General features: G+C 37.1%; 15 protein-coding genes. 1 reads left to right on the forward strand and 14 read right to left on the reverse strand.

Going from position 1 to position 13,452, the window contains the following annotated elements:
* Positions 1-456: DDE-type integrase/transposase/recombinase (locus FC84_RS06065; RefSeq protein WP_157051857.1), on the forward strand; the 456-nt coding region annotated here is incomplete at its 5' end.
* A 99-nt stretch (positions 457-555) separates the two neighbouring features.
* On the opposite strand, the gene FC84_RS06070 is transcribed toward FC84_RS06065, so the two are convergent.
* The 14 genes from FC84_RS06070 to mgtE all read right to left on the reverse strand — a co-directional run bounded on the left by FC84_RS06070 (position 556) and on the right by mgtE (position 13,429).
* Complete coding sequence (locus FC84_RS06070) at positions 556-2,055, reverse strand: sialate O-acetylesterase (protein WP_057756855.1); 1,500 nt, start codon at positions 2,053-2,055, stop codon at positions 556-558.
* Positions 2,048-2,377 carry a PTS lactose/cellobiose transporter subunit IIA gene (locus FC84_RS06075; protein WP_057756857.1) on the reverse strand — a complete coding sequence of 110 codons (330 nt, stop codon included), beginning with the start codon at positions 2,375-2,377 and terminating at the stop codon, positions 2,048-2,050. The genes FC84_RS06070 and FC84_RS06075 overlap by 8 nt, the downstream gene beginning before the upstream one ends.
* Positions 2,378-2,395: 18 nt before the next feature.
* Positions 2,396-3,760, reverse strand: a complete 1,365-nt coding sequence (locus FC84_RS06080; protein ID WP_057756859.1) for a PTS sugar transporter subunit IIC — start codon at positions 3,758-3,760, stop codon at positions 2,396-2,398.
* Between the two features lie 2 nt (positions 3,761-3,762).
* Positions 3,763-4,071: a PTS sugar transporter subunit IIB gene (locus FC84_RS06085; RefSeq protein ID WP_057756861.1), complete on the reverse strand. Its 309-nt coding sequence runs from the start codon at positions 4,069-4,071 to the stop codon at positions 3,763-3,765.
* Between the two features lie 144 nt (positions 4,072-4,215).
* Positions 4,216-4,911, reverse strand: a complete 696-nt coding sequence (locus FC84_RS06090; protein ID WP_225733101.1) for a GntR family transcriptional regulator — start codon at positions 4,909-4,911, stop codon at positions 4,216-4,218.
* Positions 4,912-5,102: 191 nt separating this feature from the next.
* Entirely contained in the window at positions 5,103-5,996 is an 894-nt protein-coding gene (locus FC84_RS06095) for an NAD(P)-dependent oxidoreductase (protein WP_057756865.1), read from the reverse strand.
* 121 nt (positions 5,997-6,117) lie between these two features.
* Positions 6,118-6,882 carry a response regulator transcription factor gene (locus FC84_RS06100; protein WP_057756867.1) on the reverse strand — a complete coding sequence of 255 codons (765 nt, stop codon included), beginning with the start codon at positions 6,880-6,882 and terminating at the stop codon, positions 6,118-6,120.
* Between the two features lie 54 nt (positions 6,883-6,936).
* Positions 6,937-7,638: a phosphate signaling complex protein PhoU gene (phoU, locus tag FC84_RS06105; protein ID WP_057756869.1), complete on the reverse strand. Its 702-nt coding sequence runs from the start codon at positions 7,636-7,638 to the stop codon at positions 6,937-6,939.
* A 6-nt stretch (positions 7,639-7,644) separates the two neighbouring features.
* Positions 7,645-8,406: a phosphate ABC transporter ATP-binding protein PstB gene (gene pstB / locus FC84_RS06110; RefSeq protein ID WP_057756870.1), complete on the reverse strand. Its 762-nt coding sequence runs from the start codon at positions 8,404-8,406 to the stop codon at positions 7,645-7,647.
* A gap of 5 nt (positions 8,407-8,411) precedes the next feature.
* Positions 8,412-9,203: a phosphate ABC transporter ATP-binding protein gene (locus FC84_RS06115; protein WP_225733102.1), complete on the reverse strand. Its 792-nt coding sequence runs from the start codon at positions 9,201-9,203 to the stop codon at positions 8,412-8,414.
* Between the two features lie 10 nt (positions 9,204-9,213).
* A complete protein-coding gene (gene pstA, locus FC84_RS06120; protein ID WP_057756873.1) occupies positions 9,214-10,089 on the reverse strand; it encodes a phosphate ABC transporter permease PstA in 876 nt (291 codons plus the stop codon).
* Positions 10,086-10,988 (reverse strand): phosphate ABC transporter permease subunit PstC, encoded by a 903-nt coding sequence (pstC, locus tag FC84_RS06125; RefSeq protein ID WP_057756875.1) that lies wholly within the window; start codon positions 10,986-10,988, stop codon positions 10,086-10,088. The genes pstA and pstC overlap by 4 nt, the downstream gene beginning before the upstream one ends.
* Positions 10,989-10,993: 5 nt before the next feature.
* Entirely contained in the window at positions 10,994-11,878 is an 885-nt protein-coding gene (locus FC84_RS06130) for a phosphate ABC transporter substrate-binding protein (RefSeq protein WP_057756877.1), read from the reverse strand.
* Positions 11,879-12,061: 183 nt separating this feature from the next.
* Positions 12,062-13,429 (reverse strand): magnesium transporter, encoded by a 1,368-nt coding sequence (mgtE, locus tag FC84_RS06135; protein WP_057756879.1) that lies wholly within the window; start codon positions 13,427-13,429, stop codon positions 12,062-12,064.
* Between the last annotated feature and the right edge of the window lie 23 nt (positions 13,430-13,452).

The raw sequence follows: 13,452 nt of genomic DNA on the forward strand, positions 1-13,452 counted from the left end.
GATATCACTTATCTTCCCTTTGGGAAGACAATGTTGTATTTATCAACAATAATGGATACTTTTAATTCGGAAATCATTGCCTATCAAATTTCGGATCATCCGGACACAAAGTTAGTTTTGAATACATTAGAGCAATTAGACAATTTATCGGGAAACACAATTTTGCATAGTGATCAAGGCTCAACTTATACATCACGCGAATTTTTTGAAATGGCACGCAAAAAAGGCGTTATCCGCAGTATGTCCCGTAAAGGAACACCAGCGGATAACGCACCAATAGAATCGTTTCACTCCTGCCTAAAGGTTGAAACATTCTACAACCATAAGGAACCGATAGGTTCCAATAACATTGTAATAGAAATGGTCAAAAACTACATTAGTTTTTGGAATAATAAACGTATATTTACAAAATTAGGCAATCAATCTCCTGTAGACTACAGAAAATCAATTACCTAATGTAGAAAGCTGCTTTTATTTATATGTTTCAAAAAATAGTTGCAGTTCCTTATTGAAATAAATATGTCCCTTTTTAACATCCATAAATTGGATCATAATTTAATCTGTAATTCCTAAACCATATTGATCAGCTGATTTTTTCAATTTAACGGCAGCTAACGGTAGACAATTTTCGTCAAAGATTGTCGGTTGTGTGTAATTCTGATATTGATAAGATACCTCATCAAAATCGCTATTTATTATGATATAGTTGTCCACAACTTTTGCAATAACTTTATCTAGGTGACCATTCAATAATATCTCAAATTCAGGTACACCCTTTACAATTAAGTTGGTAACACCGGGTACTCTAATGACCAATCGCTCAGTTGACCACTCTTGAATCTTAGGAATTGGTGTCGTTTTTTTCGGTCCGTTTAATAATTTACCTATTCGAAGACCGATTTGTTTCTTGTCAATCGGATGAATGTTATGCCGGTCACCCGTATCAATAATCGAAATTAAATTAACGTAGGGTAAATTCAGAGCTACTTTAAGTTCCGCTTGACGAATCTTTGCCCATGCAAAATCAGGCTCGTCTTCATATGCTGGTAGTTGAATTAACGATACTGGTAAAGAATCATCGTATAATCTCGAACGCCACGTCGTAATCAACGTCCTAAGTAATTCAGTATATACATCCGGATTATCAGCATCATTTTCCCCTTGATACCAAACCATTTGATTAAAAGTATACGGAATAATTTGGGTTACCATTGTATCGAACAACCCCCCTGGACGTAAAAAACTGGTTGGTTGCATTGGAGGTGGCCAAGGTGTATGTCCAACAGTTTTTTTTGCATCTGATAAACTAACTTTTGGATTTCGAGATAGAAATTCTTCTAATTTCTTATTATGCTGATTGACGCTTGCTCGATAGGCCAAATTTTCTTCATCAAAATCTGCCTTATCTTTGCCAGCAATTGCTTTTTTATATGGTTTTATAAATCTTTCAACAAGTCTGGGGTGTTTCATCAAGACATCGTTGGGTAACCAAGAAGATGCCGACGTTCCTCCTTTGTAGCAATCGACTACACCAATAATAAGACCGGGATTTTGCCTTTGTATTTCTGCAATCGCATAGAATGCAACGGCAGACATTAAACCACAGTTCTCTGGTGTTATTTTTTGCCATTGACCAGGTAACATATTACTAGGAGTCTTATTGCCCATTTCATCAACGTATTCAATTTGTGGCGTTTCAAAATAATAAGCCGTTAATTCAGGAAAATCATTAAGTGTCTCCTGGTAAGTTTGAGAATCTCGCAATCTAAACTCAATATTAGACTGTCCAGAAAATAAGAAGACTTGACCAAATTGAATTGTAATCTTACAAACCACATCACTACTTTCAATTTTAAAGTCTACTTTTTTAGTAAAAACCGGATTGAATCTTAAACAAAAATTGCCAATATTATCCGAATTTGTTTGAACTATTTGATTTGCACCGCTACCAGTTACCTGACTATTAGGCGTCGTCTGTCCAGAAATTCGGAAAGGCTTCCCCAAAGGCAATACCGGACTACCACTAAAAATCTCATCAAGTAATAATTTAGTCATGTTCTTCAAGCTTCTTCAGTTGTTGATTTAAATTAATATATTTTTCTGCAACTGTCAGCATAATATCCGCCGCCATAAAGTGATCCTGCGAGTGAATTAAGAGAAGAGATTTTTCAACATTCTCCCCATTCATCTCTGCACTCATCCAAGCAGTCTGAATATTATGTGCTTGATGCAATTCCTTCTTAGCAGCTTCTAATTGTTGACGAGCTTTTTCAATTTCACCCTCTTCAGCTAAATTCATCGCAATCACAGATTGAGAACGTGAATTTCCAGCATAGGCAATTAAATTCATTGCTTTTTGTAATTGTTTTTCATCCATATTATTATGTTCCTCACTTTATAATTCTGTATCAGCGTTAATTCTATTGTCCATCTTAACGAACGGAATATAGATTGCAGTTGTTACTACTAAAATAATTGCTTGTACAATTGCACCTTTGATATTCCCAGTAAATAATAAACCAGATAAAATAGGTGGTACTGTCCAAGGTACATTATTAGAAATAGGTGCAATGAAACCAATCTTAGTTGCAAAATAAGCAATATAAAATGCCACCGGTGTAGCTGCAACAAATGGCACAATATAAACTGGATTCATAATAATTGGTAACCCAAAAGTAATCGGTTCTGAAATGTTAAAAATTGCTGGCATAATCGCAATTTTACTAATTTTTTTAGCTGCAATACGATTAGAAAATAGCAAGATAGCAAGTACAGGTGCTAACCCAAACGCACCAGATGCAATAGCCGAAAAGTTCATGAACATTGTTGAAAGAACATGGTGTGCTTGGCCAAGCATATTTTGAGTATCATTAATATTCCAAGTTAAGCCAAAAATAGGACCCCAAATAGAAGTAGGATGAATACCAAACCATTGCAAAAGTGGCCAAGTAAACATTGCTACAAAAGCAAAAGCACTTGTTGCTGCAACCGCCATAGCCGGCGCTTGTAATACTGAAAGCAATAGTTCAGGTAAAGTCTTATCAGTAATTGTTGTACTAATACCAGTCAAAATGATAAAGAAGCTCATCGTAATTAGTCCTGGGATTAAAGACTCAAAAGAACGCGCAACAGCTGGTGGAACTGATTCTGGCATTTTGATTGTGATGTTATGTGACATTACTTTGTTGTATAACCAAACAGCAATACCACTAATTAATAAAGCAGAGAAGACACCTTGAGTACCAAAGAATGTTGTGTCAACATGGCTCAAGACATCAATAGCTTTTTTAGCATTCGCTGGCATATAACTGAAATGCCATGGTAAACAGATGAAGAATGCACCTAAAGCGTACAAAACAGAGGTTAAATGTTCTTTAGCTTTAGGGAAAAATTTACGCGAAAATTCATATGAAAAAATAACAACTAGAAGTAATGAAAAAATATTAAGTGAACCATTGGAAACTAAGGCAATTAAATTAGCAACTGAAGATAACCCGTGAGCAAACACAGAAGCTTCCCAAGCCTTTTCTGATCCTGAAATAAGCTGACCAATATGTAAACCTTGTTGCCCGAAAACAAGGCCTCCAACAGGATCCAAAATAACACTTTGAATAAGTAATGCGAACCCTGCGATCATAGTCGTAGATGCCACTAAGACAAAAGAGTCACGTAAAGTTAGAAGCAATTTATTTGCAGCAATCTTACCAGCAGTTTTAGTAAAGTTCTGTTGAAAATTTGACCAAAAGCTTTTTTTTACCATTATTATTCAATTCCTTCCTTTTTCAAGGCTTCAGCGATTTTTTCACCACTCATGCTGCCAAACTCCGTAATTGATAATTTTACAACCTTTTTATCAGGAAATTTACTTTTAACATCGTCATATGCCCATGATATTTGTGGTGCAAGTAAAATCAAATTCGCATCATCAGTGACATCATCCATCATGCCAAAATCATAGGCGTCTACCTGTATATCCCTTCCCTGACTTTCATAAAACTCCTGGAGATGTTTCCCCGCTAAACTACTAGACATACCGCCACTACAGAAGAATGCAATTTTAATCTTTGACAATTTTAAGACCTCCAAATAATGTTTGCGTTTACATTTACGATTAAACCACTCATTATTATATTTGTAAACCCTTTTTTAAAATTGTCATAACAAATTTTAAGAAAGCCACAAAAAAAGGCGGTTATTTCCCGCCTCATTTATAATTTATCCCAATAAGATTCTTACACCATAGTTATATTTTTCAGTATTAATCCAATTTTGATCAAAAACTCCGATAACACCATTTTTTAGATACATTTTTTCTTCTATCAACAACAACGGATCATGCGGATTTATGTGAAGATATTCAGCACTCTGTTCATTTAAATGGCCTAATAAAAAATGTCGAATTGTCGAAGTAATACTAACATCCAATTCGTTTTGCATGAAATCGGTAATTGATCCATTTAATGCATCCATTCGCATACCTTGAATAAACTTAATTGGGAAAAAAAGTTTTTGATAGATTACTGGTTCCTTAAGTTTAGTTAAAACACGTTCAACCACATAAACTAAATCAAACTTATTTATTTCGAGCGTCCGCACAACCCTATCTGGTGGATTTACCACACTGAAATTAATAACGGTAGCTTCCAACTCATCAAAATTAAATAGCTCTGCCTGATTTTGATCAATCAATTGTCCCTTATCATTGGAGTATTTAACATATGTTCCCGCACCTTGGACTCGATAAATAAGATTCTCTGTCACAAGAATGTCCAAAGCTTTTCGAATTGTAATTCGACTAACATTATAAGCAGTAGTTAATCGAGATTCCTGTGGTAATTGACCGTCTGGTGCAAAATCACCAGCCAATATTTGTTGACGTAACTGGTTTGCAATGATCATATATTTAGGCATTTCTTTCAAGTAATATCCTCATTTCTGAAGAAAATCTCATAGTTTTTAGTGAATACTCAATAATATAGACTAGTGCTAAGTCTGATACAAGTCAATTACAGCACAAAACTAACGTACATCATCAACAAATAGATTGTAAAAGGTGATTTCTTATTGATCACGATCGTTATAACGACAGCAATTAATTACCGCTATTTATTTTCTTCGTCTTTTGTTTCCGGCCACCACAATTTAACTAAGGCTTGCGTGCCATCGTCGCCTAATTTCTTAACTTCGACTAATTGTTGGTATAATTCTTCAGCACGTTGGGTTGCTGGTAAGTCTAGATCCATTGCTTTTGCTTCATCTAACGCAATCCGCAAGTCTTTTAAGAAATGCTTGGCAAAAAATCCTGGTGTGTAGTCACCAGCCAAAATTCTGGGGCCATAATTACTTAAAGACCAGTTAGTAGCCGAACCGCCTCCGACTGTTTTTAAAACTTTTTCTACATCTAGATTAGCTTTTTTAGCATAGACCAACATTTCCGTTAATCCCGTCATGGTACCTGCAATCATAATTTGATTAGCCATTTTAGTGGATTGACCGCTACCAGCGCCGCCAAAAATATTAACATCCTTACCCATAGCATGGAAAATAGGCAACATTTTAGCAAAAACGCCTTGCGAACCGCCAACCATAATTGTTAGCTCACCTTTTTGGGCGCCAATATCGCCACCAGAAACTGGAGCATCTAAACTATTAATACCTTTACGCACCGCCGTTGCAAAAATCTTCTTGGCTAAGGACGGCTTGCTCGTAGTCATGTCGATTAATGTTTGACCACTTTTAACAACAGAAAAAATACCATGTTTACCAAAGTAAACTTCTTCAACATCTTGTGGAAAACCAACCATGGTAATGATAACATCACTCACACGCGTTACAGCCGCTGGCGTATAGGCCCATGTTGCACCAGCGTCGATTGCCGCCTGTGCATGAGCTTGTGTTCGATTATAAACAGTGACCTGATAATTAGCTTTAAGCAGATTTTTAATCATACTTGTTCCCATCACGCCTGTACCGATAAAACCAATTTTCTCTACCATGAAGACATCTCCTAAAAATTCTAAGTTTGAATGACTAATTAATATTTGAATTAAGCACTTTCATTATAACAAAAAAGCCACCTAATAACTGGTGACAGAGATACTTCAGCTAATTATGAAATCAATCGTTTGTTGTTCGTGGTTGATTTTTATAAGCAATTTTCAAATTTTTATCTTCAAATAAATAACCAAACCCACGCACCGTTGTAATGATTTGCGGATTTTTAGAATCAAGTTCAATTTTATCGCGCAAGTGACTAATATGAATATCGACAATCCGCGAAGAATCTAATTCATCATACCCCCAAATCTCAGTCATAATTTGCTCACGCGCCAAAACTTGGCCATTATGCTTAATCAAATACATTAATAATTTAAATTCTTTCGGTGTTAGCCCTAAATCCAATTGATCTCGCAAAACTTGAAAATGTTGCAGATCAATCGTTAAATCGCCTAATTGAATTCTAGCGGAAGTTTCTTGCTCATGCGTCTTAACAGTTTGGTTAATCTCCGCTGTTTGCTCATAAAACCAAAGTCGTTGTTGTAATCTTAATAACAATTCTTGAGCGGGCTCCTGCCAAACAACGTAATCATCAACATGCAAAGCAAAACATTGCTGTAATTCAGCAATAGAAAACTTTGAACTAATCACAATAATTGGGGTGCGAAGCTGTTGACGGGTATCGCTAAGTAGTTCGCTGACTTCAAACCAAGAACCACAACTAAGATCAATAATAATCCCGGTTAATTCTTGCGTGTTCACTGCCTGATGAGCACTATCAATAGTGGTGACATTTAAAAGTGAATAATTAAGTGCAGATAGTGTTTCATTTAAACTAATGAAAATTTTTAATTGTTTTGTTAAAACTAAAATTTGTTTTTGCATGTTTCACCACGTATCCCATGAACGAATCTTAGTTGTCATTGACTAAAACGATAATTAGGCCCGATTGATCGTCTCTTGGTGTCCTTTTACTCGCTTTTGATCATCACTCAATTCAATAATATCGCCAGTCTCGCTATAAACTGTCCATTCCGAAATATTAACCACGTGATCGCCAATTCGCTCTAAAAATCTGGCAACCATTAAATAGCTGGCACTAGCTGCAGCAAGATCTGTATTCTGTTCTAAACCAGAAGTTAATTGTTGGCGTATTTGGGAAAACTGTTGGTCAATTTCTTCGTCTGTTTGAGCAATATGTTGCGCGGCAATTTCGTCGCCACGGAAATAAGCATCTAATACTTCTTCAAGCATTTTACGAACATTACTTGTCATATTGGCGATTAACACTTCAATTTCCGGAATACGCGGATTACCCTTAATATAAATCGTCTCTTGCGCGATCCCAACAGCATGATCACCAATTCGTTCCAAATCAGAACTGGCTTTAAGAATAGAGATCACCTGACGAAAATTTGTCGCCAACGGTTGTTGTAAAGCCATTAAGTACAAAGCTTGTTTTTCTAAATCAATCTCTGCTTTATTGATTTGTGGATCTTGTGCAACGATCTTTTGCGCAAGTGGCTTATCATGATCAATAAACGATTTTGTTGATTGATAAATTTGCTCGCTAACAGTAATTCCCATGTCCATAAAATTCGTTTGCAGTTTTTTTAATTCATCATTAAATTGTTTCATTATTAACTCCTATCCGAATTTTCCCGCTAAATAGTCTTGAGTTTGTGGTTGCTGTGGTTGTAAGAAAAAGGTCTTGGTTGGAGCCGTTTCAATTAAATCGCCATTTAGCATAAAGGCAATTTGATCAGAAATGCGACTAGCTTGTTGTAAGTTATGTGTCACAATAATAATTGTGTAATCTTTTTTTAATGCAATTAACGTTTGTTCAATACTAGCACTAGATGTTGGATCTAGGGCACTAGTTGGCTCATCTAACAAGATAACTTCAGGTTGCATCGCCAAGACACTAGCTAAGCACACGCGTTGCTGTTGACCACCTGATAGGGCTTGGGCTGGCTCTTGTAGTCGATCCTTAACTTCGTCCCAAATTGCCGCCGCTTTTAAACTTGACTCAACTCGCATTGCTAACAATTTAGCGTCAGTTTGTCCCGCCATTTTAAGACCAAACACAACATTTTCAAAAATCGTAAACGGAAAAGGTACCGGTTGTTGATAAACCATTCCCACCCGCGCTCGTAGTTGATAAATATTAGTTCGAGGTTGATAAATATTTTGATCGCCTAACCAAACTTTACCATGAACTTCAACTTCTGGCAGTAAATCGTTACTGCGATTTAAACAACGTAAAAAAGTCGATTTACCACAGCCAGATGGTCCCATAATCGCTGTAATTTGGTGCTTAGGAAAAGTCAAAGAAAGATTATGCAGCACTTCCCTGTTATTATATTTAACATTTATACCCTCTACACGCAATAATTGTTCGGATTTCATCGTTATCACCCAAAATTCCCTGCCAAATAATCTGCTGTTAGTTTTTGATGTGGTTTTAAAAATAGATGCTTCGTACGATCATATTCAACTAAATAGCCCTGATAAAAGAAGGCCGTGTAATCACTAATTCGTGCCGCCTGCTCAAGATTATGCGTCACAATGATAATTGTAATATCTTTTTTTAAAGCTAATAAATTGGCTTCAATTTTGGCCGTGGCAATTGGATCCAAAGCACTTGCCGGTTCATCAAGCAATAGAATGTCCGGTTGTAACATTAATGTTCGCGCCAAACACAGCCTTTGTTGCTGCCCACCAGAGAGATGGTTAGCGTGACGTTGTAAATCTCCTGAGATCTCTGACCATAAATCCACCATTTCTAGTACTTCACGCATCCGCTGTTCAAGTTCAGATTTACTAATTGCTTGATGTTCGCGAATACCAAAAGCCAAGTTGAAATAAATTGAGCGGGCAAACGGATTGGGTTGTTGAAAAAGCATGCCTATTTTTTGACGTAACTGATAAACATTGATTTGCTGATCATTAAGGTTAGTCCCCTCATAATCAATTGTCCCACTCACTTGCGCGCGCCCATCATTCATTCGATTTAAACAACGTAATAACGTCGATTTGCCCGAACCAGACGGTCCAATTAAAGCTGTAATTTTATTTTTTGGAAAAACACAATTGCAATCAAAAATCGCTCGCTCCGTTGCGTAGTCTACGTTAACGTCCGTACAACGCAACGCAATATCCTGATTAGGAAAATTTAAATAGCCAGCTAGGTCCGCCTGTTTCATTGCTGCCATTTTACCGACCTCCGTTTTTTTGCTGTAAATAATTCGATAAACGGCGCGCCAAGAAGTTAAATAATAAGACAACCACCACAAGTATGACAATTGCGCCGCGAGATATTTTATCTGCATCTATGCCAATGTTTTCTGTATTAACTTTCCAAATATGAACCGCCAACGTTTCAGCAGGCCGCAAAGGGTTTAAAAAACTGTTCGCACTAAATATATTCCAATTATGATAATCAAGTTGTGGCGCACTTTGACCTGCAGTATATATCAAGGCTGCCGCTTCACCAAAGACCCGTCCAGCACTGAGAACAATTCCTGAAATAATACCTGGAATAGCTTCAGGAATTATGACTTTTAACAGAACATGCCATTGCGAAACGCCTAAAGAAATACCAGCTTCTAAACGACTAGTGGGAACATTTTTTAAAGCCAAAATCATGCTTTGCGTCAAAATCGGTAAGTTAAAGAAAGTTAAAGCAATCGCGCCTGACAAAACTGAAAAACCTAAACCAACTTTAAGCACTAAAAACAAGAAGCCAAATAAACCTACAATAATCGACGGCAATGAGCTTAAAACTTCAATCGCCATTTGCGCCAAGCGCGTGAAAATATTTTGTTTAGCGTAAATCGTTAATGCTACCGCTGAACCTAGAGCAATGGGAAATGATAATAATAAAGTTAAAACAAGTAAGTACAAGGAGTTAAAAAGTTGATCCCGAATGCCTAAACCCACTTCACTAGACGTTGTTAGAAAGGTCCAAGTAACTTGATGACGACCTTGCCAAATTAAATAACCTAGAAAAATTAGAATTAAGGCAACCACTAACCCCACTAGTAATTGTATTAAGTGGCGGGTAACACGATCGATCAAATAACGATTCATGATTTGACCCTCCGCTTAGCAAATCTTTTCGCAATTAAATTAAATGCCAGAGACATTAACAGCAAAATTAAAGCTAAAGACCATAATGCATCATTGGCTAGCGTACCTGCCACAGTATTACCAATATCAGTCGTTAATTTACTAGTTAAAGTAGCGGTTGGCGTTAACAAATTTATCGGCATCTGAATGGTATTACCGATCACCATTTGGACGGCCAATGCTTCACCAAAAGCGCGAGCAATCCCATAAATGACGGCAATAATTAAATTAGGGGCAGCAATTTTCAAAATAACATGCGTAATCACCTGCCAAGTTGTACCGCCCAATGTATAGGCAAAATTCCAATAGGAGCGATCAACCCCACGCAGACTTTCAATAGCCAATGAGGTGATCGTTGGTAAAATCATTAGCGCTAAAATAAGCATCCCAGCTAAAATACCAAAACCAGTACCACCAAATGAGCGGCGAATAAGCGGCACTAACATCGTCAAACCAACAAATCCGTAAACAACCGACGGAATACCTAGTAGCAATTCAACGATAGGTTGGATCAGTTTAGTGCCAATCTTGGTATCAATGACCACCACGTAAATAGCAATTATAATTGCTATTGGTGCAGCAATGACTGCAGCTAAAATAGTTGTCAAAAATGATGTGCTAATCAATGCCAGTGCACCAACTTTAGGTGTGGTACTAGTCGGTTCCCATTGACTGGTTGTTAAAAATTTCCATACTTTAACACCATCAACAGTAAATGTCCGTATCCCTTTGCTAAAAACAAAATACATCATGGTTAAGAGTAACAGCAACAAAACACCTGTCGCTGCGTAACAAAGAATCTTACCCCAATGATCCTGCCTAATTTCCTTTGAGGGTGATTTTAGTTCAACTAAATTCATACTGATCACTTCTCACTCACTTGATTATGTGCATCCTTAACAACTTCCATATCGTGAATACTGATATAGCCTAACTTTTTAACAATTGTATCCTGGAATCGACTGGATTGAATATATTTGATAAATTTCTGCGTTGTTGATGTGATCTTCTTTTGAGTATACATATGTTCATAGGACCAAATTTGCCAGCGGTTAGTCGCAACGTTTTTTGCAGTTGGCTGAACCCCATCTACTGCCAACGGTTGAATACCAGACTTAAAATAAGAGAATGCTAAATAACTAATAGCGCCAGGTGTTGATTTTACAATTTGCTGAACCGTACCATTAGAGTCCTGTTCTTGTGATTTGACCGCTTGAGCACCTTTTAAAACTGACGCTTCAAAAGTTGCCCGCGTCCCACTACCAGCTGCACGATTAACGACAACAATTTTTTCATCCTTACCTCCGAGTTCTCGCCAATTGGTTATCTTGCCAGTAAAAATTTGTTTAAGTTGCGCCAACGACACATTCTTAACCTTAGTATCAGGATTAACCACCGGTGCCATTCCGACAACAGCAACTTGATGATCGACTATTTTTTTAGCATCGATACCTTGACTAGCCTCTGCAAAAATATCTGAATTACCAATCGTGACAGCACCTTGGGCAACTTGGCTCAAACCAGTACCAGAACCGCCACCTTGAACATTAATTGAAGTCTTAGGATGATCGGTTTGAAATTTTTTAGCTGCTTCTTCTACTAACGGTTGTAAAGCCGTTGAGCCAACCGCGATTACTTTTGTTGACTTAGTTGTGTTTTCTGTTGATGAAGTTGTCTTTTGTTGACCACAGCCAGCTAATAACGTTAACCCTAATAAAAACAGTGATCCAATTACCAATTGCTTTTTCATTTCTTACACCTCATATCCATCATATTAACTATCTTAAGAACAAAATCAGTGTAACTAATTGATATAAAATTCTTGTAGATTTCATGTAAATTTTCAGTAAAGATGTTCAAATTCATTGAAAAAGCGCAAAAAAATCGGACGATTGAAAATCAATCGTCCGATCTTACTACTATTTAATTAGATTTACCCAATAAACGCCCGAATAAATAATTGCGCAATACTGAAATAAATCAAGACACTTGTTAAATCACTTAAGGTTGTAATAAAGGGGCCACTTGCAACCGCTGGATCAAATCCTAATTTATCCATTAACATAGGGATTAAACTACCCGCTAAATTAGCAACAGTAATGGCAGCGGCCATCGCTAAACCAATGGTTAACCCAAGCATTAAATTCTGTTTCCAAATTCCCACAATAACCATCACCGTTAAGCCAGTAATCACACCTGTTACCACGCCAGTTAGAATTTCACCAAAAACTAATTTAAACAAACGTGGTTTTTTATCATTACCTAAAGCTAAACGTCTAACGGCAACGGCCAAACTTTGTGTGCCGGCATTACCTGCAGTACCTGTAATTAAAGAAATAAAGACTGCCAAAATGCTAGCTTCACTTAACAATGATTCATAATGGTTGATTAATGTTGCAGTGGACATTCCCAAAAATAACAACGTAATTAACCAAGGTAATCGTTTGGAAGCTGATTTAAAGGGATTCTCTGAAACGTCATCGACATCGACACCGGCCAAACCTGAGTAATCAGAAGAAGCTTCATCGTCAATAACTTCAATGGCATCGTCAACCGTGATAATACCGACCAATTTTTGATCGTCATCAACAACTGGTAAGGCAATGAAATTATAATCACGAATCTTTTGGGCAACATCGGCCTGTTCATCGTGAACACTAGTCGTAATAACATTTACCGTCATCACATCAGCTAACTTCGTATGATTATCATTAACAATTAAATCACGCAACGTAATAACACCAACGAGTAACTGATCTGCATCAACTAAATAAACATAATAAATAGTTTCCGCTTCAGCAGCCTCGCGCTTCAATTCAGCTAAAGCCTGACCCACACTTAAATCTGCACTCAAGCTAACGAAATCTGTCGTCATAATACCGCCGGCAGTTTCAGTGTCATAATGCAATAACTTGCGTAACTCAATGGCATCTGGCTTGGACATTAAGGATAAATAGCGGTTAACGTCTTCTTTAGGCAAATGTTCCAAAATATCAGCCGCGTTATCGTCAAACATATCATTTAACAAATCTGCAGCATATTGAGGTGCCATTTCTCGTAATAAATCCGACATTTGTGGCAAATCATCTTCGATTGTATCAAAGAAATCGCCCATTTCATGAGGATTTAGCACCCGGTATAATTTCTGTCGTTGCGCTTCATCCAAGGATAAATAAAATTGTGCCTGATCGTAAAAATGCATATCTAAGAAACGCTTTCGAAAAACCTTCGTCTCCCCATTTTCCAATGTCCGCAACAATTGTGCGCGCGAAATTTCAGCACGATTATTATTTTTTTCCATGGAATTCACCTCTTTAACAAAAA

Source organism: Lapidilactobacillus dextrinicus DSM 20335, assembly GCF_001436095.1.
Classification (GTDB): Bacteria; Bacillota; Bacilli; order Lactobacillales; family Lactobacillaceae; genus Lapidilactobacillus; species Lapidilactobacillus dextrinicus.

Bases quoted from the DNA above. Each gene is read 5' to 3' on its own strand.
- FC84_RS06070 (WP_057756855.1), bottom strand. From the start codon at position 2,055: ATGACTAAATTATTACTTGATGAGATTTTTAGTGGTAGTCCGGTATTG.
- FC84_RS06075 (WP_057756857.1), bottom strand. From the start codon at position 2,377: ATGGATGAAAAACAATTACAAAAAGCAATGAATTTAATTGCCTATGCT.
- FC84_RS06080 (WP_057756859.1), bottom strand. From the start codon at position 3,760: ATGGTAAAAAAAAGCTTTTGGTCAAATTTTCAACAGAACTTTACTAAA.
- FC84_RS06090 (WP_225733101.1), bottom strand. From the start codon at position 4,911: ATGCCTAAATATATGATCATTGCAAACCAGTTACGTCAACAAATATTG.
- FC84_RS06095 (WP_057756865.1), bottom strand. From the start codon at position 5,996: ATGGTAGAGAAAATTGGTTTTATCGGTACAGGCGTGATGGGAACAAGT.
- FC84_RS06100 (WP_057756867.1), bottom strand. From the start codon at position 6,882: ATGCAAAAACAAATTTTAGTTTTAACAAAACAATTAAAAATTTTCATT.
- pstB (WP_057756870.1), bottom strand. From the start codon at position 8,406: ATGAAATCCGAACAATTATTGCGTGTAGAGGGTATAAATGTTAAATAT.
- FC84_RS06115 (WP_225733102.1), bottom strand. From the start codon at position 9,203: ATGAAACAGGCGGACCTAGCTGGCTATTTAAATTTTCCTAATCAGGAT.
- pstA (WP_057756873.1), bottom strand. From the start codon at position 10,089: ATGAATCGTTATTTGATCGATCGTGTTACCCGCCACTTAATACAATTA.
- pstC (WP_057756875.1), bottom strand. From the start codon at position 10,988: ATGAATTTAGTTGAACTAAAATCACCCTCAAAGGAAATTAGGCAGGAT.
- FC84_RS06130 (WP_057756877.1), bottom strand. From the start codon at position 11,878: ATGAAAAAGCAATTGGTAATTGGATCACTGTTTTTATTAGGGTTAACG.
- mgtE (WP_057756879.1), bottom strand. From the start codon at position 13,429: ATGGAAAAAAATAATAATCGTGCTGAAATTTCGCGCGCACAATTGTTG.